21 protein-coding genes are annotated in these 22,263 nt (G+C 55.4%); 6 read left to right on the top strand and 15 right to left on the bottom strand.

The features are described from left to right. Positions 1 to 97: 97 nt before the first annotated feature. Positions 98 to 583, bottom strand: a complete 486-nt coding sequence (locus FKN99_RS01750) for a YajQ family cyclic di-GMP-binding protein (protein ID WP_172116287.1) — start codon at positions 581 to 583, stop codon at positions 98 to 100. A 216-nt stretch (positions 584 to 799) separates the two neighbouring features. Between FKN99_RS01750 and cobO the strand changes: the two genes are divergently transcribed. Then, positions 800 to 1,399: a cob(I)yrinic acid a,c-diamide adenosyltransferase gene (gene cobO, locus FKN99_RS01745; protein ID WP_172116286.1), complete on the top strand. Its 600-nt coding sequence runs from the start codon at positions 800 to 802 to the stop codon at positions 1,397 to 1,399. Between the two features lie 86 nt (positions 1,400 to 1,485). Here cobO and FKN99_RS01740 read toward each other — a convergent pair whose 3' ends face one another. From FKN99_RS01740 to FKN99_RS01690, 11 genes are all read right to left on the bottom strand, one after another. Then, positions 1,486 to 2,784 (bottom strand): adenylosuccinate synthase, encoded by a 1,299-nt coding sequence (locus tag FKN99_RS01740; RefSeq protein WP_172116285.1) that lies wholly within the window; start codon positions 2,782 to 2,784, stop codon positions 1,486 to 1,488. Continuing rightward, on the bottom strand, positions 2,784 to 3,977 hold the full coding sequence (locus FKN99_RS01735) for an ATP phosphoribosyltransferase regulatory subunit (RefSeq protein ID WP_172116284.1): 1,194 nt from the start codon (positions 3,975 to 3,977) through the stop codon (positions 2,784 to 2,786). The genes FKN99_RS01740 and FKN99_RS01735 overlap by 1 nt, the downstream gene beginning before the upstream one ends. 184 nt (positions 3,978 to 4,161) lie before the next feature. Further along, a complete protein-coding gene (gene hflC, locus FKN99_RS01730; RefSeq protein ID WP_172116283.1) occupies positions 4,162 to 5,058 on the bottom strand; it encodes a protease modulator HflC in 897 nt (298 codons plus the stop codon). After that, a complete protein-coding gene (gene hflK, locus FKN99_RS01725) occupies positions 5,059 to 6,333 on the bottom strand; it encodes an FtsH protease activity modulator HflK (RefSeq protein ID WP_172116282.1) in 1,275 nt (424 codons plus the stop codon). A 126-nt stretch (positions 6,334 to 6,459) separates the two neighbouring features. Next, the gene (hflX, locus tag FKN99_RS01720; RefSeq protein ID WP_172116281.1) at positions 6,460 to 7,770 is read right to left on the bottom strand and encodes a ribosome rescue GTPase HflX; all 1,311 of its coding nucleotides are present in this window, start codon (positions 7,768 to 7,770) and stop codon (positions 6,460 to 6,462) included. Between the two features lie 37 nt (positions 7,771 to 7,807). Continuing rightward, positions 7,808 to 8,056 (bottom strand): RNA chaperone Hfq, encoded by a 249-nt coding sequence (gene hfq / locus FKN99_RS01715; protein ID WP_009099947.1) that lies wholly within the window; start codon positions 8,054 to 8,056, stop codon positions 7,808 to 7,810. 150 nt (positions 8,057 to 8,206) lie between these two features. After that, entirely contained in the window at positions 8,207 to 9,145 is a 939-nt protein-coding gene (miaA, locus tag FKN99_RS01710; protein ID WP_172116280.1) for a tRNA (adenosine(37)-N6)-dimethylallyltransferase MiaA, read from the bottom strand. A gap of 75 nt (positions 9,146 to 9,220) precedes the next feature. Continuing rightward, complete coding sequence (gene mutL / locus FKN99_RS01705) at positions 9,221 to 11,152, bottom strand: DNA mismatch repair endonuclease MutL (protein WP_172116279.1); 1,932 nt, start codon at positions 11,150 to 11,152, stop codon at positions 9,221 to 9,223. Positions 11,153 to 11,160: 8 nt separating this feature from the next. Then, complete coding sequence (locus FKN99_RS01700; RefSeq protein ID WP_172116278.1) at positions 11,161 to 12,636, bottom strand: N-acetylmuramoyl-L-alanine amidase; 1,476 nt, start codon at positions 12,634 to 12,636, stop codon at positions 11,161 to 11,163. After that, the gene (tsaE, locus tag FKN99_RS01695; protein ID WP_172116277.1) at positions 12,630 to 13,124 is read right to left on the bottom strand and encodes a tRNA (adenosine(37)-N6)-threonylcarbamoyltransferase complex ATPase subunit type 1 TsaE; all 495 of its coding nucleotides are present in this window, start codon (positions 13,122 to 13,124) and stop codon (positions 12,630 to 12,632) included. The genes FKN99_RS01700 and tsaE overlap by 7 nt, the downstream gene beginning before the upstream one ends. A gap of 11 nt (positions 13,125 to 13,135) precedes the next feature. Then, positions 13,136 to 14,629 (bottom strand): NAD(P)H-hydrate dehydratase, encoded by a 1,494-nt coding sequence (locus FKN99_RS01690; protein ID WP_172116276.1) that lies wholly within the window; start codon positions 14,627 to 14,629, stop codon positions 13,136 to 13,138. 116 nt (positions 14,630 to 14,745) lie between these two features. On the opposite strand from FKN99_RS01690, the gene queG reads away from it, so the two are divergent. Continuing rightward, positions 14,746 to 15,828 (top strand): tRNA epoxyqueuosine(34) reductase QueG, encoded by a 1,083-nt coding sequence (gene queG, locus FKN99_RS01685; RefSeq protein WP_172116275.1) that lies wholly within the window; start codon positions 14,746 to 14,748, stop codon positions 15,826 to 15,828. A 14-nt stretch (positions 15,829 to 15,842) separates the two neighbouring features. Here queG and orn read toward each other — a convergent pair whose 3' ends face one another. Beyond that, positions 15,843 to 16,424, bottom strand: coding sequence for an oligoribonuclease (gene orn / locus FKN99_RS01680; RefSeq protein ID WP_172116274.1), 582 nt, complete (start codon positions 16,422 to 16,424; stop codon positions 15,843 to 15,845). Between the two features lie 88 nt (positions 16,425 to 16,512). Here orn and rsgA point away from each other — a divergent pair, with 88 nt between their 5' ends. The 3 genes from rsgA to asd are packed head-to-tail and all read left to right on the top strand — an operon-like array spanning position 16,513 to position 19,316. After that, the gene (gene rsgA, locus FKN99_RS01675) at positions 16,513 to 17,532 is read left to right on the top strand and encodes a small ribosomal subunit biogenesis GTPase RsgA (protein ID WP_172116273.1); all 1,020 of its coding nucleotides are present in this window, start codon (positions 16,513 to 16,515) and stop codon (positions 17,530 to 17,532) included. Positions 17,533 to 17,549: 17 nt separating this feature from the next. Continuing rightward, positions 17,550 to 18,392, top strand: a complete 843-nt coding sequence (locus tag FKN99_RS01670; RefSeq protein ID WP_172116272.1) for a sulfurtransferase — start codon at positions 17,550 to 17,552, stop codon at positions 18,390 to 18,392. A 51-nt stretch (positions 18,393 to 18,443) separates the two neighbouring features. Beyond that, positions 18,444 to 19,316, top strand: a complete 873-nt coding sequence (gene asd, locus FKN99_RS01665) for an archaetidylserine decarboxylase (protein ID WP_172116271.1) — start codon at positions 18,444 to 18,446, stop codon at positions 19,314 to 19,316. A 2-nt stretch (positions 19,317 to 19,318) separates the two neighbouring features. On the opposite strand, the gene epmA is transcribed toward asd, so the two are convergent. Continuing rightward, positions 19,319 to 20,299, bottom strand: a complete 981-nt coding sequence (gene epmA, locus FKN99_RS01660) for an EF-P lysine aminoacylase EpmA (protein ID WP_172116270.1) — start codon at positions 20,297 to 20,299, stop codon at positions 19,319 to 19,321. A gap of 147 nt (positions 20,300 to 20,446) precedes the next feature. Next, entirely contained in the window at positions 20,447 to 21,013 is a 567-nt protein-coding gene (gene efp, locus FKN99_RS01655; protein WP_172116269.1) for an elongation factor P, read from the bottom strand. A 139-nt stretch (positions 21,014 to 21,152) separates the two neighbouring features. Between efp and epmB the strand changes: the two genes are divergently transcribed. After that, entirely contained in the window at positions 21,153 to 22,172 is a 1,020-nt protein-coding gene (epmB, locus tag FKN99_RS01650) for an EF-P beta-lysylation protein EpmB (protein WP_253926940.1), read from the top strand. Positions 22,173 to 22,263: the final 91 nt, after the last annotated feature.

Here is a 22,263-nt window from a genome sequence, read left to right as displayed (position 1 = left end):
GTGCGTTAGCTCCTGTAATAAACGATGGTTGCGAGTAGACAAAAAGAGTGGCAAAAAATGGGGCAGCGCATAGACACCGCCCTACACGTGATAAGGCTTAATCGCGGAAATTATCAAACTGCAGAGGTAGTTCAGGCCCCTCTTCACCCCGTAAAAGCGCCATGACGCCTTGTAAGTCGTCACGTTTTTTCCCGGTCACGCGAACTTTTTCACCCTGAATTTGCGCTTGGACTTTAAGCTTACTCGCCTTGATACGCTTTACCACATCCTTGGCTTCTGCCGCATCAAGCCCCTGCTTCAAAACGACTTCCTGACGCGCCTTCACCCCGGAAAGCTCGGGGTCTTGAACATCCATGCAGCGCGCATCAATGCCTCTGGCAATTAACCGACCGCGCAGTACATCCAGCATCTGCTTAAGTTGAAAATCGACCTGGGCCTCTAACTGCACTTTTTCGCCTTCAAGGGCGAAGCTTGCGTCAACGCCTTTAAAATCAAAACGCGACTGCACTTCACGATTCGCTTGGTCAACGGCGTTAGACGCTTCGTGCTGATCAAATTCCGACACAATATCAAAAGAGGGCATGGCATTTTTCCTGGCAAGTTATGAAGGGTTATTTTAGAGCAGTAAGCTCCCTATCGGCCAATTCTGTTATTGATTAGCCACAAAAACCTCGATTCCTACGGAAAAGCTTAACAACTGTATAAATTTTATTCACATTTAAGCCATCATCACGGCATTGCAAGCTCTATATGGCGTAGGCTAGAGACCTTCAGGCAGCCTTTTAAGAGGAAAGCGACGGTGAAAGACCGCGATACACGCCATAAAGCGTCGATGGAAAAACTCAAAGCCCGCGTGGATGAAAAAGTAGCCAGCGCCACAGAACAACGCGGACTGCTGCTGGTGAATACCGGCAATGGTAAAGGCAAGACCACGGCCGCCTGGGGCACCGTCACCCGTGCGTTGGGCTATGGCTATCACGTGGGTGTTATTCAGTTTATTAAAGGCTTATGGGAGTGTGGCGAACGCAACCGTTTGGAAGATGACCCTAATCTTGACATAGCAATTATGGCGACGGGCTTTACCTGGGACACCCAAAACCGTGAGGCCGACACTCAAGCCTGCCTGGCCGTTTGGAAAGAGGCTGAGCGCATGCTGGCTGACCCAAACACTTACCTGGTCGTGCTGGATGAAATTACCTACATGCTCAAGTTTGGCTACCTGGATATCGCCACCGTTAAAGCGGCGCTTGAAAATCGCCCCAGCGAGCAGACAGTAATTATTACGGGGCGTAATGCGCACCGAGAACTGATAGCCATGGCGGATACCGTCACCGAAATGCAGGAAGTTCGCCACGCCTTTAATAATGGCCTACAGGCACGTCGCGGCATTGATTTTTAATCAATATTTACCAAAAAGGGGCGCCAAGGCACCCCTTCTCATACACCTGACGATATTCTCAGCGAGTGTTATTCGACGACAGCGGATTATTCGCCGTCAAACGGATTGCGCAGTACGATGGTTTCAACACGGTCTGGACCCGTTGAAATAATATCGATACTGGTGCCCACTTGCTCTTCCAGGAAACTGATGTAAGCGCGGGCATTGGCCGGTAAGTCGTCGACGTTTTTAGCACCCAGCGTCGACTCTTTCCAGCCTGGTAAATCCTGATAAAGCGGCTCTATGGCTTCGTAGCCTTCAGAATCAACCGGGTTGTCCAGCACGTCACCATCTTTACTGCGATAGCCCACGCACACCCGAATATTTTCCAGACCATCGAGCACGTCAAGCTTGGTCAGGCAGATGCCGGATATGGAGTTAATTTGCACCGCATGACGCAGGGCCACAGCATCAAACCAACCGCAACGGCGTGGACGACCCGTGGTGGCGCCAAATTCGTGGCCACGCTCAGCCAGGTGACGGCCATGGTCGTCGAACAGCTCAGTGGGGAACGGCCCTGAACCCACGCGCGTGGTATATGCTTTGGTAATACCCAGCACATAATCCAGGTAAAGCGGGCCGACACCAGAACCCGTGGCCGTGCCGCCAGCCGTGGTGTTGGAGCTGGTAACAAACGGGTACGTACCATGGTCGATATCCAGTAGCGAGCCTTGGGCGCCCTCAAACAGAATATTCTCACCCGCCTTGCGCAGGTCGTGAACCATGCTCACGGTATCGCATACCATCGGACGAAGCTCATCGGCCATTTGCATGGCGCTGTCCAGCACTTCCTGGAAGTCGACGGCGGGTTCACCGTGGTAGTTAACCAATACGAAGTTGTGGTAATCCAGCACTTCGCCCAGTTTGGAGGCAAACCGCTCCCGATGAAGCATATCGCCCAAGCGCAAGCCACGGCGTGCCACTTTATCTTCGTAAGCCGGACCAATGCCTCGACCCGTTGTGCCAATCTTGGCAACGCCACGGGCTTTTTCGCGGGCCTGATCAAGGCGCACGTGGTAAGGCAAAATCAGCGGGCAGGCGGGTGAAAGGCGCAGGCGCTTACGCACCGGTACACCTTTATCTTCAAGCTCGCGGATCTCTTTGATCAGCGCTTCAGGCGAAAGCACCACCCCGTTGCCGATTACGCAGGTTTTACCCGGACGCAGGACACCCGACGGAATGAGATGAAGCACCGTTTTTTCACCGTCGATTACCAGCGTGTGGCCCGCATTATGGCCACCCTGGAAACGCACTACCGCCGCCGCTGACTCGGTGAGCAGGTCAACAATCTTGCCTTTGCCTTCATCACCCCATTGGGTGCCCAGGACTACGACATTCTTACCCATTATGCACTCGTCTCTTGTGTCAGGGCCGTTGTCTGCCAACAGCCATCGATAAACTCAAGACGGCGGTCACACTTGTGCTCCGCCGGCCCAGTACGCTGCCCAGGCAGCGCTTGAATAACGCGTTCTCCCTGCTCTCGCAGTGCAACTATGGCAGCGTTGAGAGACTCTTCCTCTTGGGCAGGTGCCCAAATGGCGCCGTTGCCTGGCGATGCCAAGGCCAATGATGCCAGCTGCTTTAAATCCATCGAAAAGCCAGTAGCCGGACGTGCACGCCCAAAGGCGCGCCCCGTATCATCATAGCGGCCACCCTTTGCAAGCGCATGGCCGTAACCTGGCACATAAGCGGCAAACATCATGCCTGTGTGGTATTGATACCCACGCAACTCGGCAAGATCAAAATAGAGCGACACGTCAAAGCGAGCCAACACGCCCTGATACAGCGCACTTAACTGATCAAGCGCGGCGGTTACAGAGGCCGGAGCACCTGCAAAGCGCTCGCGTGCTTGCTCAAGTATACTGGCGTCGCCGTGCAACTCGCCTAGCGCCATAAACATATCGGCCAGTACCGGGTCGCTGACGCTTGCGTTAACTTGCTCCGCCAATTGTCCCGGCGACTTGAGTGCCAGCGCTTCAAACAGCGTGCTCTCCTGCTCATTATTAAGCGCGGCAGCGTCTACCAAACTACGGTAAATGCCGATGTGCCCAAGAGCCAGATGTATTTCACCTGCGCCTGCGGCTTTTAAACTGGCGAGCGCCAAATGAATGATTTCACTATCGGCCTCTAACCCAGCATGGCCAAACAGTTCGACGCCGACCTGAACAGGGCTGCGTCCACCCTGATGCTGATCAGCTTTAGCGCGCAGTACGTTCGTGCAGTAGCACAGCCGAACGGGCCCTTGGCGTTTGAGCGAGTGGGCATCCATACGCGCCACCTGCGGCGTAACATCTGCCGAGGCGCCCATCATACGGCCGGTTAATTGGTCTGTTAGCTTAAAGGTTTGCAGATCAAGGTCGGTACCGGTACCGGTCAACAAGGAGTCTAGAAACTCCACCGGTGGTGGCATGACCTGGTCATAGCCCCAGCAATGATAAAGATCAAGCAGCGCGCGGCGCAGCTCTTCCATGCGGCTTGCCTGAGGCGGTAGCACCTCATCCATGCCGTCGGGCAACAGCCAGCGGTCAGCGATGGTCATGTAAACAATCCTGCAAGACGATGAAGGCCCTGGAGTCGATGAATACGCGCTTGACGCATTAACGTTAAATGAGGGCCACAAAAAAACCGGGCGACGCCCGGTTCAATTAAGTCTACCACGTTTGCTCAAGGGATGAACCCCGCCATGCGTTCTGCTTCATGGCAAAATTCACCCCTATACCAACTTACTCTTCTCCGCCTGCTTGCCCGTTAGGATTAGCACTGCGCAGGTAACGGAAAAAGTCGCTGCTGGGGTCTAATACCAGCATATCACCGTCGCCCGAGAAGCTATCGCGGTAAGCATTCAAGCTACGCCAAAAGGAGAAAAACTCCTGATCCTGGCCATACGCTTCAGAAAAGATACTGGCTGCCTGAGCATCACCTTCACCGCGCAGCGTCTCTGCACGCTCATTTGCCTGAGCGATAAGTACGTGGCGACGACGGTCAGCATTAGCGCGAATACGCTCCGCTTCTTCCTGTCCCTGGGCACGCCATTCGCGGGCTTCGCGCTCACGCTCAGAACGCATCCGCTCAAAGACTGCCGCTGACACGTCTTCAGGTAAATCAATACGCTTGATGCGAATATCGCGGATAGCGACACCCAGCTCATCACGCATCAGGCTATCCAGCTCTTCGGTAGGGCCAATCATCAGGTCATCACGGCGCTCGGCAATGATTTCCTGCAGATTAAGACGGCCAAACTCGTTACGTAAGCTCTCGTCAACACGTGGCTGAATAAGGCGGATCGCCATCATTTCATCGCCTGCCGTTGCCTCGTAGTAGCGGGTAGGATTAACCACCTGCCATTTAACGTAGGAGTCGACGATAACTGCTTTTTGCTCAAGCGTCAGATAACGACTGGTATCGGTATCCAGCGTCAGCAGGCGCGTATCAAACTTACGGATCGTTTGAGCAACCGGTATTTTGACATGCAGGCCAGGCTGAATATTCTCTTCAATAACCTCACCAAAGCGCAGTTTTACGGCACGCTGTGTCTCATCAACAACATACAGCGAATTACTTGCCAACCACGCGACAACAGCCAAACCACCAACGATCAGCAGGGATCGATTATTAATCATTTACCGGCCCTCCCTGCGAATAGAGCTACTACTTGAAGATGAAGAATTCGTCGTTTGGCTTCCACGTAAATTTTCTACAACACGCGGATCCAACTCCTCACTGCCTGAGCCACTGTCATTAGCGCTTGATGCGCTATTGCTGCGCCCACTATTGCCACGCATTTGATCAAGCGGCAGGTACATTAGCGGTGCATTTTCGCTTACATCCATGAGTACCTTGGGCGTACCGCCGTAGACGCTTTCAAGCGTATCCAGGTACATCCGCTCACGCATTACCTCTGGCGCATTTTGGTACTCTGTTAACAAGGCATTGAAGCGATTCGCTTGACCCTGAGCTTCAGCCACGACCGACTCACGATACCCTTGGCCTTGCTCAACCACGCGTTGGGCTTGCCCCTGGGCGGCCGGGATAATGGCGTTAGCGTAAGCCATGCCTTCGTTAATGGTACGCTGGCGGTCTTCGCGAGCACGAATTACGTCATCGAATGCGTCGATAACCGGCGCAGGCGCGGAAGTCGACTCAATGTTAATGGTTTGTAAACGGATACCCGCTCCATACGCATCAAGATAGGACTGCAAGCGGCTAGCGACCGAGCTGCCCAGGATTTCACGCCCTGAGGTCAGGATATCGATCATGTCTGTGCCACCTACAACGTGACGCAAAGCAGAATCAAGCGCATTTTCCATGGACAGTGCAGGATCACGCACATTGAGAACAAAATCTTGCGGATTTGCGACCTGGTACTGCGCCGATATTTCCACTTCCACGATGTTTTCATCGCGCGTCAGCATCGCCTGGGTTTGTGACACAGAGCGAACACGCGTGACATTCACCATGCGGACATCGTCAATCAACGGCGGATTCCAGTGAAGACCCGGCCCAACAACGCTTTGGTACTCACCAAAACGTAAAACAACGCCACGCTCAGACTGATCCACCAGATAGAAGCCGGAGGCTGCCCAAATCGCTAGCGCAACCACAACTAAAAGGCCCGGCAATGCAAGCGTATTACGTGGTTTACCACCACCGCTTCCACTGTTCCGCTTGTTTCCGTTGCCTTTTTTACTGCCGCCGCCCAGCATGCCGTTCAGCTTGTCTTGAAACTTCTTGAGCGCTTCATCAAGGTCAGGAGGGCCTTGGTTATTACCCCCATTGTTCCCGCCCCGATTACCGCCGTCGTTGCCACCACGGTTATCACCGTCGTTGCCACCCCGTCGACCACCACCACTCCATGGGTCGTGCTGGTTGCCACCACCAGGCTCATTCCAGGCCATACTTCGTCTCCACTAAGGTGCTCATCTGCGCATGGCATGCCTTCGGCAAGCTCCATGCGCTTTATTGAAATTATTGCTATATCAAACTGTTATTACCATCCCTTACACGAGTAGAAAAGCAAGGACCTACCACTCGTCAACTTCACGTAATGCTACAGGCAAATAGGTGTTAGCGCGCTCACCCAGCTGCGCCATTAATTGGTTAAAGTCGCGACGCGGTAGTCGAACATCCAATACAGAGCGCCCCTGCTCATCAAATGCTTCCTGACGCACGGCGTTTAGCTCATGAAGCCCTGCCCGCAGCTTGCCCTGTTCTGGCGTCAGTGTCAGCGAAAATCCGATGACATCGCCAGCCAAGCGCTCAGTAAGCGCTTCATGAAGTAGCTCAAGACCTTGGCCTTGTTGAGCAGACAACCACACCACTTCAGGCACGCCATGCCCATCACGCTCAATACGCGGTGCGCTATCAAGCTTGTCGATTTTATTCATTACCTTGAGAACCGGCACACTATCGGCGCCAATCTCTTTCAATACGTGCTCTACCTGGTCAACGTTTAGCTCGCGATCAGGGTCGGCTGCATCAATCACATGCACAAGCAAAGTGGCTTCCGCTGCCTCCTGAAGCGTCGCCTGGAACGCCTCAACAAGCTTATGGGGCAAATGCCGGATAAACCCTACTGTATCCGCCATCACCACCGGGCCCACGTCTTCGATCTCAAGGCGCCTCAGTGTCGGGTCCAGTGTTGCAAACAATTGGTCAGCGGCATACACATCGGCATTGGTTAACGTATTAAACAGCGTCGATTTGCCTGCGTTGGTATACCCGACCAGCGACACACTGTGGATTTCCGCACGTGCACGGGCGCGGCGGTTCTGCTCACGCTGGCTACGGACTTTATCCAGCCGCTTATTGATTGACTTAATACGCCCTCTTAATAAACGGCGGTCGGTTTCCAGCTGCGTTTCGCCGGGCCCACGCAAGCCAATCCCGCCTTTTTGGCGCTCAAGGTGCGTCCACCCACGCACAAGGCGAGTAGACATATACTCTAGCTGAGCAAGCTCGACCTGCAGCTTACCCTCATGGGTTCGTGCCCGTTGCGCAAAAATATCGAGAATCAGACCCGTACGGTCAAGGACTCGGCACTTGAGTTCTTTCTCAAGGTTGCGCTGCTGGGAAGGACTTAAACTATGATTGAAGATCACCAGCTCCGCCTCATGAGCCGCGAGCATCGCTCGCAACTCTTCCAGCTTTCCCGAACCCACAAAGGTTCGTGAATCAGGGCGCTGACGACTAGCGGTGAGCAGCGTCGCGGGCTCTGCACCTGCAGAGCGCACGAGCTCTAAGAACTCACCCGGGTCTTCACGTGCTTGTTCGTCATGAAAATCAACGTGGACAAGAACTGCCGTTTCACCGGCTTCTGGGCGTTCAAAAAACAATCAATACCTCGAGGACTCTATTGCTCATCCAGCGGTGTTAAATATCCGCATCAGGCGCGGCCGGGTCTTGTGCCGGCAAACGCACATTACGCGAAGGCACCACCGTGGAAATAGCATGTTTATAAACCATCTGACTAACGGTGTTACGCAGCAGAATAACAAACTGGTCAAACGATTCGATCTGGCCTTGAAGCTTAATGCCATTTACCAAAAAGATGGAGACCGGAATGCGCTCTTTGCGCAAAATATTCAAGTAAGGATCTTGAAGGGACTGCCCTTTGGACATGTTGCTCTCCCTAAACTGTCGTTGGGGTTGGTTGTTAAATGGCGTGCCCTACTGGTGCTACGCCGCAATCTATTTGCCCGAAAGGCCCGTGTGGTTGAAAGCGCCCTTCGGCTACTCAAAAACACACGCTCACGAAACCACTATCTTACGCTAAGCACCGCTTTCACGCACGAATTTCAGCGTCTTATCCACCACGTCCAACTGCTGCGAATCAATCCAGGTAAGATTAGACCAGCTTCTTAACCAGGTTAGCTGACGCTTGGCGAGCTGGCGAGTAGCAATTACGCCGCGCTCCTTTAAGACAGCATAGTCGTACTCACCGTTCAGATACTCCCACACCTGACGATAACCAACGCTTTTCATGGCGGGCAGTTCCAGATGCAGGTCACTACGCTTTTTGAGGGCGGCCACCTCATCTATCAAGCCCTCCTCAAGCATAGCGGCAAAACGTTTTTCAATACGTGCGTGTAAAACACGCCTGTCGTCTGGCGCCAACGCAATGGATAGCACGCGCCAAGGGAAAGGCGCTGGCTGCTGCTCACCCCACAGTTCACTCATTGAGCGCCCACTGGCGTAATAAACTTCGAGTGCGCGCATTAAGCGTTGAGGATCATTGGGATGGATGCGCTGCGCCGACACAGGATCCACATCCATCAGTTTTTTATGCAGCGATTCCAGGCCTTCACTTTCACGCTGTTTGGCTAGCTGCTCGCGAATAGCGGGGTCCGCCGCAGGCATATTTGCGACCCCTTCAACCAGGCGCTTGTAGTACAGCATGGTGCCGCCCACGAGCAGTGGCACCTTTCCCGCTGCGCTGATTTGCCGCATCTCACTAAGCGCATCTTCTCGAAAATCAGCGGCTGAATAGGGCTCTGCCGGATCACGCAGATCTATTAACCGATGGGGTGCACGGGCAAGCTCAGCAGCACTGGGCTTAGCACTACCAATATTCATACCGCGGTAGACCATTGCGGAATCAACGCTGATTAGCTCATGCCCTAGCCGCTCGTGCAGCGCGATTGCCGTATCGGTTTTTCCGGCCGCTGTGGGACCCATTAAAAAAATCGCCCAAGGGCGTGTATCAGCCATACCGTGGCAAACTCCGCCAAAAAATAACAGGGATTAATTCAGCCAGCCGCCACTTGGCAACATCTGGCAGCACCACTACTGTCCGCGCAAAAACAACCGATCAAGCGCTTTTAGGTTCATTTGTGTCCAGGTAGGCCGACCATGATTACACTGATCGCTACGCTCGGTGCGTTCCATATCGCGCAGCAGTCCATTCATCTCTTCAATGGTTAGCCGTCGATTCGCGCGCACGCTACCGTGGCATGCCATAGTGGAAAGCAGCTCATGAATACGTGTTTCTACCTGATGGGTGCGCCCAAAACGGGCAAGCTCTTCAAGCATTTCGCGCACCAGTGCTTCCGGGTCAGCCTGGGCCAAAAGCGCAGGCAACTGGCGCACCAGCAGCGTTTCCGGCCCTGCAACATCCAGCTCAATCCCCAATTGAGAAATGGCTTTCTGTTCGCTTTCTGCCGTTGCCACTTCCGTGCGGCTGGCAGCAAGCGACACGGGCACCAACAGCGGCTGTGTATCAATGCCACTAGCGGCTGCCAGCTGATTTTTCATCCGCTCGTAGACAATGCGCTCATGGGCGGCGTGCATATCCACCAGCACGAGCCCTTGGGCATTTTGCGCAAGAATATAAATCCCATGCAGTTGCCCCAAGGCAAAGCCTAGCGGCGGCGCACTGGTCGGGTCACTTTCAGGCATTACCGCAGGTGCTTCGCGCACCTCGCTAACAGACTCGTGACCGCCAGCCCATGCACCCGGCGGCTGCGGCGTAAGCAGCGTATCCTCATGATTAGGGTGCAAGGCCTGATAGCCCTGCATAAAGCGGCGTACTTTTTCAGCCCCCGGGTGACGGTCAGGCGCTTGAGAAAGCGCCATGCCTTGCTGCTGCCACCGGGTAGAATCGGTCTGCTCAGGTTCGGCAGTGGCACCATTCACGCCTTCTGCTGAATGCTCCGAGGCATCACTGGCATCGCCATCACTTTCTTGCGCTGGCTTAGACGTCGCCAGGCAGTGGTGCAGACTTGAGTAGAGAAAATCATGCACCATGCGCCCATCACGAAAGCGCACTTCATGCTTGGTGGGATGAACATTCACGTCGACCACATCAGGGTCCAGTGTCAGGTAGAGTACAAACACAGGATGGCGGCCGTTATAGAGCACGTCCCGGTAGGCCTGGCGCACGGCATGGGCCACCAGGCGGTCACGCACCACACGCCCGTTAACAAAAAAGTACTGCTGATCGGCCTGAGAGCGTGAGTGTGTGGGCAAGCCCACCCAACCGCTTAGGCGCAGACCACCAGCTTCGCGCTCAATATAGCGTGCATGCTCAATAAAATTCTTACCCAGCAGCGAGGCGATACGCCGCTCCTGAGCCACCGCCGTATGCCCAGCAGGTAGCTGGTGGACTACCTTCTGGTTATGACGGAGCACCCAGGTGATGTCGTAACGCGACAGTGCCTGACGCCGAAAGGCCTCTTCCACGTGGGCAAACTCGGTCTTTTCAGTACGTAAGAACTTGCGCCGCGCAGGCGTATTAAAGAACAAATCACGCACCGCAACGCTGGTGCCTCGCGGGTGTGGTGCAGGCGTTACTCGCGCCTCCATCCCTCGCCCTTCGGCCACCACTCGCCAGCCGGTTCGCGGGTCTTCTTCCGCATTGGACACAAGCTCCAACCGAGAGACAGAGCTTATTGAGGCCAGCGCCTCGCCACGAAACCCCAGAGAACCGACGCCCTCCAGGTCCTCAAGGCTTCCGATTTTACTGGTGGCATGACGTGCAAGCGCCAGCGGCAAGTCCTGCTCACTAATACCGATGCCGTCATCGCGTACTTTAATTAATCGCGCACCGCCCTGTTCGATCTCAACCTCAATGCGCTGACTTCCCGCATCAATGGCATTTTCCACCAGCTCCTTGGTTACCGACGATGGACGTTCGACAACCTCCCCCGCGGCGATTTGGTTGGCCAAGCGGGGGTCGAGTACATGAATACGTGATGGCAAAGAACTCGACTCGGACACCAGACACCTCAAGAGTTGGGAATACGTAATACTTGGCCCACGCGAATAACGTCGCCATTCAAATCATTAGCTTGGCGCAGCTGGCCCACTGGCACACCGTGGCGCAGCGCAATCGAAGAGAGCGTATCGCCTGACTGAATACGGTACTCATTCCCCGTAGGCTGGCGATGATTATCGCGCTGCCAGGCAAGCAGGCTCGCCGGTGGCGGGTTACGTTCAAAATGCGCGTTTAACCCGGAAAAAATCGCATCCGCAAGCCCCTGCTGATGAACGGGATCACGCAGTCGACGCTCTTCACTGGGGTTGGAAATAAAGCCAACCTCAACCAATAGCGAAGGAATATCAGGCGATTTAAGTACCATAAAGCCGGCCTGCTCAACGCGGGATTTGTGCAACCGATTAATCCGCCCCAACTGCTCAAGTACCTGCCCGCCAATAGACAGCGAATCGTTCAGCGTGGCGGTCATGGTTAAATCAAGCAAAACGCCGCGGAGCACTTGATCCTTATCACGCAGCGAAAGGTTGCCATCCACCCCTCCAATCAGGTCAGCGCGGTTTTCGCTGTCGGCAAGCCACTGGGCTGTTTCTGACGTAGCGCCACGCTGCGAAAGCGCGTATACCGAGCTGCCCTCGGGGCGCGGACTGTTAAATGCATCGGCGTGAACCGACACAAAGAAATCGGCCTTTTGCTCACGGGCAAGCTGGGTACGTTGCCGCAAGCCTATGTAATAATCACCATCACGAATAAGCACCGCTTTATAGCCCGGCGTGGCATTGATTTTGGCAGCCAACCGACGCCCGATATCCAGCACGACGTCTTTTTCTCGCGTACCGCCAGGGCCAATAGCACCCGGATCTTCACCACCGTGACCAGCATCAACGGCAATAATAACATCGCGTTGGGGGTGCGGCTGGGCGGGCTGAACTTCGGCCGGCTCAGGGCTTTGCGTTCCAGGCGACGCTTGGCTATCCGGCAATTGAGCCTGAACATCGTTTCGCTGCGCCAGCATTTCCTGATCACGAATCATCGCTTCTATCGGATCAATCGGGTTTTCAACGGCACTCTCGCCGGGATACTCAAGGTCTACCACCAAGCGGTGACCATATTGGTCATTAGGCGGCAACACAAAGTGGCGCGGTTCCACTAAGCGATTGAGTTCCAGCACCACGCGCAAACCGCCCCCATCCCGCGGCCCGGTCCGCACAACCTCAATCGCGCTGCCATCTAGCGGCAATGTGGAGGCATCCGTTTTTAGCTGGCTCTCCTCCAAATCAATCACCAGGCGCTCGGGGTCCGACAGGGAAAAAACATTCGCCTGAGTGACGCCGGAAAGATCAAATACCAGCCGCGCGTGGTCGGGGGCGGCCCATAACCGCATGCTTTCAACATCAGCGGCCTGTACAGAAGAAACGCTCGCCATTAGCGCCATCAGCCCAGGCATGAGATACCGGGCCAGGCCGGTGAATTCGTTGCTAGTTACCATGAAGTGGCACCGTCTTCTGACTGCTTAAACGATTGTCTTGACTGCAGCCCATTAAGGACGCACTCACCGTACTCACTGAGTGCGTTCAACGTCGCCTCGCGCCCTGCACCCGCTACCGTAAGTGATAAGAAAATATCGGGAGCTGGCAGCCATCCCTCGCCGCGACTTGGCCACTCAACAATACATAGAGCGTCGTCCGCCAACACATCACGACCGCCGATAAACTCAAGCTCCTCAGGGTCAGATAAACGATAGAGATCTAAATGATAAATGCGCTGTGTGCCCAGCTCATAAGGCTCCACGAGGGTATAGGTAGGGCTTTTGACTGCCCCCAGATGCCCATAGGCCCTTAAAACTCCACGTGTTAATGTCGTTTTACCGGCGCCCAGGTCACCTTCCAGGTAAACACGCCCACGCCCCTGCAATGCACTTCCCAGCGCTTCACCAAAAGCGACCTGCGCTTCTTCATTTTCCAATTGCACCTGCATGTGGGCTGCCTTCACGGGTTGATCAATACTCGCGCATAGGATGCCAGATCACTTGCCAGCAAGCCACGTTCTCCTTGTGCCTGTGCGGCGCTGTCGGCGGCTAGCGCATGCACCATAACGCCTAACCAGGCGCTACTCTCTATCTCTGCTCGCTGGGCGACCAAGGCGCCGAGCATACCGCTGAGCACGTCACCCATTCCACCACTGGCCATACCGGGGTTTCCGTAAGGACATACGACCAAGCCACCGGGCCCGGCAATCAAGCTCCCCGAGCCTTTTAGAACAACAACGCCTCCTCGTCTACGCTGCAGCTCACGCGCAGCGGCAGGCCGGTCAGCCTGCACATCGGTGACGCTACACTCAAGCAGCCGGGCAGCTTCGCCAGGGTGCGGCGTTAATATCCAGTTATCACGGCGCTCGCTCGGCCAGTGGCTGGCGAGTAAATTAAGCCCATCGGCATCGACGACCAGCGGAGAGCCCGATGCCAGCGCGTGCTGCAACACAGCCTGCCCCCAAGCGGCCTGTCCCATCCCCGGCCCCACCACCATTACATCGGCTTTTTGCGGCAGTTCGTTTAAATCGGCGCCGCCGCGTACACCGTGCGCCATTACTTCCGGGCAACGCATCAAACTAGCGCTGATGTGCTCTGGCGCGGTAGCCAGGCTTACTTTGCCAGCGCCTAAGCGTACCGCCGCTTGGGAAGCCAGCAGCGCTGCACCACCAAACCCCGGAGCACCGCCCAAGACCAGCACATGCCCCATATCGCCTTTATGGCTGGTACGGGAGCGCGGCGCAAAGGCGTCTGTTAACCAGCCTTCGTCCAGCCGCCACGCACAAGGAGGAATATCAAAAAAGGCCTGCGCTTTAACGCCCAGGGGGCGAAAATCAATCTCCCCCGTATAGGCAGGCGCTTCGCCGGTATGTAGCCCTATCTTGTCGCCAATGAACGTGACGGTAGTATTGGCGTGAACAGCATCACCAAGGACCGCGCCCGTATCCGCGGCTAACCCAGAGGGTATATCGATCGCCAGCACGGGACATTTAGCGGCGTTGATTGCCTTAATCGCCTGTTGCGTTGCCCCTGTCACCTTGCCGGTAAGGCCAATACCGACCAGAGCATCAACAATCACCTCGCCCGAGAACACACAATCGGCGTGCCACGCTTCGCAGGCAACACCGGCAGAGGTTGCAAGCTCGGCAGCCCTGGCGACATCACCTTTCAGAGCATCCAACGGCTTTAGCGTAATACGCTGCACTTTAAGCCCTGACTGAATGGCAAGCGCTGCCAGCACATGACCATCGCCAGCGTTATTTCCCCCACCACACAACACCGTTACGCTACGCGCATGGGGCCAGCGCGCGCGAAAGCTATGCCAAGCACTGGACGCTGCTCGCTGCATTAGGGCAAACCCTTCGATACCACCGGCAATGGTACGGCGGTCCAGTTCACGTACCTGCTCCGCTTTGAATAGCGGGCGCAGCGAGGAAGTACTTAAGGTGGACACGATATCTCCTTTCGCATGTTGTGATGGCGACCAATTGCGTTAGCATAGCGCGACTAATGCTCGACCGTAGACTGATAATGCCCTGTTCCACTGCTTCTTCACTTTCAAGCCATACCATGACCACTGAACAACTGGCCCATCTTGCTGACCTCATCAAAATCTGGGGCCGCGAGCTGGGCTTTCAGCAGGTAGGTATTACCGATACGCAGCTCGATACGCATGAGCAGCATCTCAACGCATGGCTTGAGAAAGGTTATCACGGTGAGATGAGCTTTATGGACAAGCACGGCACCAAACGTACACGCCCGGCCGAGCTTGAACCGGGCACGCTGCGGATCATCAGCGTGCGTATGGATTATTTACCTCCCGAAGTTGAAACGACTCGGCTGCTGGGGCAGCCGCAAAAAGCCTATGTATCACGCTATGCATTGGGCCGTGACTACCACAAGCTAATACGTAAGCGCTTGGCTCAGCTGGGTAAAAAAATCGAACAGGAAGTAGGTCCTTTTGGCTACCGTGCCTTTGTCGATTCTGCCCCGGTAATGGAGCGCGCCCTGGCGCAAAAGGCAGGCCTTGGCTGGTTCGGTAAAAACGCCATGCTGCTCAACCCAAAAGCAGGCTCACTGTTCTTTTTGGGTGAGCTTTATACCGACCTGCCCCTCCCCGTTGACCCGCCCTACGAGCGTGAGCATTGCGGCAGCTGCGATGCTTGTCAGACCGCCTGCCCAACAGGGGCGATTGTTGACGACAAAGTGGTGGATTCGCGCAAGTGCATCTCCTATTTAACGATTGAGCTACACGGAGCGATCCCGGTTGAGTTTCGCCGCGCCATGGGCAACCGCGTATATGGCTGCGACGACTGCCAACTGGTATGTCCGTTCACACGCTTCACCCGCGTGAGTAACGAGCAAGATTTTGCCCCCCGCCACGACCTGGACCGCGCCTCCCTGCTCAGCCTGTTTGGCTGGAGCGAAGAGGCATTTTTGGACAAAACCGCCGGCAGCCCCATTCGACGTATCGGCTACGAACGCTGGCTACGCAATATTGCCATTGGCCTGGGCAACGCACCGTGGAGCGAGGCGGTTGAAGCCGCGCTGTGGGCACGGCGCGCTTACCCCAGCGCTCTGGTACGTGAACACGTTGCCTGGGCGCTTGATGAACAGCGCCTCAAGCGCGATGCACGCATTGCGACAAGCTAACGTTCAACCGAGGCTTACTCTTCTTCGTCCTGCCCGCCTGCCACGCGCAAAAAGGTATTGCGGTAGTGGGCAAGCTCAGCAATCGACTCTTTGATATCGTCCATTGCCAAGTGCACGTTGCGCTTGCTAAAGCCTGCCAGCGCGCCCGGGTTCCAGCGCTTGGCAAGCTCCTTAACGCTTGAGACATCCAGGTTACGGTAGTGGAAGAAACGCCACAGCGCTGGCATCTCACGCTCCAAAAAGCGTCGGTCCTGATGGATGCTATTACCACACATGGGCGACGAGCCTGCCACCACGTACTGGCGCAAAAATTCCAGTGTCTGCTGTTCGGCACTGGCCGTATCGTTCTGGCTGGCTTTTACGCGCGCGACCAAGCCGGACTCGCCGTGGGTCTTCTGGTTCCAGTCATCCATTTGTGCCAACAGACTATCAGGCTGCTTAACAGCAATTACCGGGCCTTCCGCCACGACGTTTAAATCCGCATCGGTAACGAGCGTTGCCACTTCGATAATGCGCTCTTTATCAGGATCAAGGCCGGTCATTTCCAGGTCGATCCAGACCAGCAGATCACTGCGCGGTTCATTACTATTGCTCATGCTTTTCTCCAGGATAGCCAACGGGTCGAGTTACCCGGCGTCAGTTAACAGGTACACTATCCTCCATTGTACCGAGCATCGGGTGGTCATGAGCAAACGTAAATTAAGCCGCCAGCAGCAGTGGCGAGTCGACAAAGTCCAGGCAGAGCGTGCTAGCCGCGCTGAAAAGCGTGATGTACGCGACGCAGAAAAGTTGGCGGCAGGCGAATACGGCGCCGAACAGCCCGGCCGGGTGATGGCGCATTTCGGGCGAACGCTGGAAGTACGTAATGCCGAGGGCACACCGGTACGCTGCCATCTACGTGCTAATCTGGACGGCATGGTGACCGGTGACCGAGTAATCTGGCGGGCAGGCCAGGAGGGCTCCGGCGTTGTTGTGGCCCGCGAAGAGCGCGACAGCGTGCTCAAGCGCCCTGACGCGCGTGGCCAGCTCAAGCCGGTCGCCGCCAATATCGACCAGATTCTCATCGTTTTTGCCGTAGAGCCTGCGCCGCACCCTAATTTGATTGACCGTTATCTGGTCGCCGCTGAAGCCACCGCTATCGCGCCTGTTCTGGTACTCAACAAAATCGACCTGCTGCCAGACGATGGCGGCGAGCTTGGCAAGCTACTAGAGCGCTACCGTGCGCTAGGCTACCCGGTGGTGCGTACCACGACGGCCAATGAAGAAGGGCTTGCCCCTTTGCGCCAGCAACTTGAAGGTCGCACCTCAGTATTTGTGGGACAAAGCGGCGTGGGTAAATCATCGCTAATTGACCTGCTGTTGCCCGATGAGTCATTGCGTATCGGCGCGCTTTCCGAAGACTCGCGTAAGGGCACGCACACCACGACTACCGCGCGGCTCTATACCATGAACCGCGATGAAGTCACCGATGGCGAGCTGATCGACTCTCCCGGCATTCGGGAATTTGGCCTGATTCATTTGACCGAACAGGACGTGACCGACGGCTTTATCGAGTTCCGCCCTTTCCTTGGCTACTGCCGTTTTCGTGATTGTCGTCATCGGGAGGAGCCAGGCTGCGCTTTACTTGAAGCGGTTGAGGAAGGCAAGATTCACCCGGAACGTTTTGCCAGCTATCGCCGGATTCTCGATAGCTTAGACGCTTGATTTTAAAGGAGCTAACCATGAGCACCGAGCACCCATCGTCAGAGTCAAATCTTCTACCGCTGATCGTTGAGCCAGAACAGTTACAGAGCCACCTGGATCAACCAGCGCTTTTGATCATTGATGTGCCGGTGAATCCGGATAACTACCGCCAGGGGCATGTGCCGGGCGCAGTATATCTGGATTTTCGCTACCTGATGCGCGGCGAAGGCCCGGTGCCCAATGACGTTCCCGATGTAGGTTTCTTATCGCAGCTGTTCAGCGCATTGGGGCTTACCCGCGACACCCACGTTGTGGCCTATGATGACGAAGGCGGAGGCTGGGCAGCGCGCCTTTTATGGACGCTGGAGCTGATTGGCCACACCCGCTACTCCTATTTAAATGGCGGTATTCATGCCTGGCGTGATGCCGGTATGCCCGAAAGCACGGAGCAAACCCGCCCCTCGCCAAGCGAATACCATGCACAAATTTTAAACCCGCAGGCGCTCATCACCTGTGATGAGATTAAAGCCAAGCTGGGTGACAAGCAGTTTGCAGTTTGGGATGCGCGCTCCAAGGGCGAATATGACGGCGAGAAAGGCAATAATAAGCATCTTGGCCACATTCCAGGTGCGGTCAATATGGATTGGCTAAACGCCATGGACCGGACCCGCGCCCTGCGTATTCGCGACTACGCCGAGCTTATAACCGAGCTTGGGGCCATGGGCCTAACGCCCGATATGGAAGTAGCCACCCACTGCCAGAGCCACCACCGCAGCAGCTTTACCTGGCTGGTGGGTAAAGCGCTAGGGTTTAATATACGCGGCTATGCGGGCTCCTGGGGCGAATGGGGCAACCGCGACGATACGCCGATCGAAAAGTAACGTAACCGGCTTGGCTGGCACGACGTTTAACCACTGCTAAAAGTAATTAATGTGACGCTACCTCAAAAAGCTTTCTCGTTACTCCAGTACCCGCTTCCCCATCATGCCATCTCGCGTCTGACCGGCACGTTTGCGCAGAGCGAGGCGCCTTGGCTGAAAAACATGCTGATCAAGGCCTTTATCAAGCGGTTTAACGTCGACATGAGCCAGGCACTTGAGCCGGACCCAACGGCATACGCCAATTTTAACGCGTTCTTTACCCGCGCTCTAAAAGCGGATGCTCGCCCACTGGGGCAAGGCATTTTAAGCCCGGCCGATGGCTCGCTTTCGCGCCATGGCCGCCTGCAGGCGGGTCAGCTGGTTCAAGCCAAGGGCCATACCTATTCGGCGCAGTCGTTACTGGGCGGGGATGCGGCGCTTGCAGAAGAGTTTATGGGCGGCAGTTTCGCGACCGTTTATCTCTCGCCACGCGACTATCACCGTGTACATATGCCCATGACCGGCACGCTACGGGAAATGATTTATGTGCCTGGGCGAATTTTCTCGGTGAATAAAGCCACCGCGAGCTACGTGCCTAACCTGTTTGCACGCAACGAACGCTTGGTATGCATTTTTGATTCAGAGCACGGCCCATTTGCCATGGTGTTGGTCGGCGCGATGGTGGTTGCCGCCATTGAAACCGTGTGGTCTGGGCAAGTTACACCGCTGGCGGGCGTGCCTCAACGCACACGTTTTGACAACACCATCACCCTTAAGCGCGGCGAGGAAATGGGGCTATTCAAACTCGGCTCTACCGTTGTGATGTGTTTTGCCAAGCCGGTTGCGTTTAGCAATCCAGCAACGCGTGAGGATTATCGGCCAGAAGCCATGGTGCAAATGGGCCAAACCCTCGGTGATTTTCCGCCAGCCCCGCCTATCGCTTAGCGTTAGCAATTAGGCGTCGAAAAGGTGAGCACGTCTTCAAGGCGTGCTTTACCCAATGCCAATTGAATTAAACGATCAATTCCCAGCGCTACGCCCGCACACTCGGGCATGCCATGCTCAAGCGCTGCCAGCAAACGCTCATCAACATCGACCACGGGTAGCCCCAGACGTCGCCGTTCAGCGTTATCGTCGCTAAAGCGAGTGCGCTGCTCCGTGGCATCGGTTAGCTCGTGATACCCATTGGCCAGCTCAATACCGCTCAGGTAAAGCTCAAAACGTGATGCAACCCACTCTCCATCCACATCCTGGTGTCGGCGGGCAAGCGCTGCCTGGCTGGCGGGATAGTCCGTGACCACGCTTAATTCGTTCTGGCCCAACGTGGGCTCAATCACCATGCTCATCAAAAGGTCGAGGCAGGTATCCCGGCCTTCGTCCACCAACGCCCCGGTAGGCATCCGGCCTCGCTCAGCGGCCAGCGCGCGTAGCTTATCAAGTGACGTTGTGAAGGGGTCAACAGCCAAGCAAGTATGGAAAAGCTCGCGATAACGATAGTGCACTACCGGCCCGGCAAAAGCAGGTAACAGCGTGGCCACCAGCGTGGCGGTCTCGTCGATCAGTTCGCCAAGCGACAACCCTGGCCGGTACCATTCAAGCATCGTGAATTCGATGTTGTGGCGCGAACCTACTTCGCCATCACGAAAACTTCGCGCCAGCTGAAAAATGGGCCCACTGCCCGCGGCCACTAAACGCTTCATATGAAATTCAGGTGAGGTTTGCAGCCATAACCGCCGCTGACCTTTATCAGTGCGCGCTTGAGTCGCAAGTGACACCAGGTGCACATCGGTACTTCCGCCCTGCCCAAGCACCGGCGTTTCAACTTCCAGCACGTCACGTTGGGAAAAAAATGCTCGCACTTTTGAAAGAAGGCGTGCTCGCTCGCGCAGCGTTTCAATTTGCGCATTTGGTCGCCAATCAACGGCCATCACCGCTCCTTGAATAAAATAAAGCCACGCAAATGCGTGGCTCTAAGGTAGTACAAATGCCGCCAAGTGCGTAATAAAGCCTACCGCTTTATCCACTTGGCTAAGCACTTAACTACTCACTTAACACTTAGCTTAAAAACGTACTTATCAAGCGCGAGAAACGTACTCGCCGGAGCGCGTATCGATTTTGAGCACTTCGCCCTGGTTGATAAACAGAGGTACACGAACAACAGCACCTGAAGAGAGCGTTGCGGGTTTAGAGCCGCCCTGCGCCGTATCGCCCTTCAGGCCTGGGTCAGTCTCGACCACTTCAAGCTCAATGAAGTTGGGCGGCGTCACCGAAATTGCCTTGTCGTTCCACAGTGTCAGCGTATAAGGCACCTGCTCTTTGAGCCATTTGACAGTATCGCCCAGCGCTTTTTTCTCTACGGCGTACTGCTCAAAAGAGCCGTCCGTTTTCATAAAGTGCCACATGTCACCGTCGGTGTAGAGGTACTCCATCTCCAGGTCCATGACATCTGCACCTTCCAGTGAATCACCCGATTTAAAGGTACGCTCGCCTACACGGCCGGTCATCAGGTTACGCAGCTTAACGCGGTTAAACGCCTGACCCTTGCCGGGCTTGACCAATTCGTTCTCAACGATCGAGCAAGGATCACCGTCGAGCATTACTTTTAAACCGCCTTTGAATTCATTGGTAGAATAGTTAGCCATGTTGCCTCTCTGTGATCTATTTCAGTTAGCTATTACAGTGAGCGATGCAAGACAGCCTACGTCGCCGCAGCGTGGATAGCATCGTCAAATAAGTGCGCGCATGATAACCCGAAGGAGGGCTTTTTTGCAGGAGAACATTATGATCGTTGCCTCGGATAATCACGAGCGATTCAACGAAGCCTCAAACCCCACGTGGCAACAGCAGCTTTCCAGCGCCATTCGTGACCCACAAGAGCTTTGCAAGCGGCTTGGACTAAAGAGCGAATGGCTCTCTGGCGCACATACCGGGCATACGCTGTTTGAAACCTGCGTGCCCGAGGCCTATTTGTCACGCATTACTTACGGCGATACGTCCGACCCGCTGCTGCGCCAAGTACTGCCCGTCAGCGACGAAGCGCTCACACCGAGTGGTTACGTGCTTGACCCTCTTGAGGAGGCTGATCATCGCCCTGCCAAAGGGTTGATTCACAAATACGCCGGCCGGGTGCTATTAATCGCAAGCCCAAACTGCGCAATTAACTGCCGCTACTGTTTTCGTCGCCACTTTCCCTACAGCGATAATTCACCTTCCCGCGCCCAGTGGCAAGATGCTCTGGATTATCTACGTAGCAGCCCCACCATTCATGAAGCCATTCTTTCCGGCGGCGACCCGCTGGCCGCCAACGACCGTCAGCTAGCCTGGCTAGTCGGCGAGCTGGAAAAAATCCCTCATCTTAAGCGGCTGCGCATTCACACACGCTTACCCGTTGTGATTCCTGATCGTATCGATAAGGCGCTACTTGCCTGGCTGGGCAATACCCGGCTGCAAAAAGTCGTGGTACTGCATATCAATCATGCCAACGAGATAGATCAAGCTGTCGTTGAGGCCTGCACCCGATTAAAAGAAGCCGGTGCCACACTGCTTAATCAAAGCGTACTGCTGCGCGGCGTTAACGACGAGGTAGGCACACTCACCGTCCTTTCAGAGCGGCTTTTTGAGGCAGGCATCCTGCCCTACTACCTGCATGTATTAGACCCGGTGCAGGGCGCCGCTCATTTTGATGTACCGGATGATGAAGCACGTGTACTCATCACCCAACTACGTGAGCACCTCCCCGGCTTTCTGATGCCCCGACTAGTGCGCGAAGTACCTGGGGAGGCGAGTAAAACGCCACTGTGAGGGGTATCAATAGCCAAGCGAGCAGCCCGATACGGGGCTTGGCATATAAACGTTACACCATTCAGGAAATGCTTGCCGCCTCGGCGCTTTG

The sequence above is a fragment of the Halomonas hibernica genome, from assembly GCF_013183775.1.
GTDB lineage: Bacteria > Pseudomonadota > Gammaproteobacteria > Pseudomonadales > Halomonadaceae > Vreelandella > Vreelandella citrativorans.
Note: the sequence above shows the minus strand (reverse complement) of the source record. Positions and strands in the feature narration are given on the sequence as shown.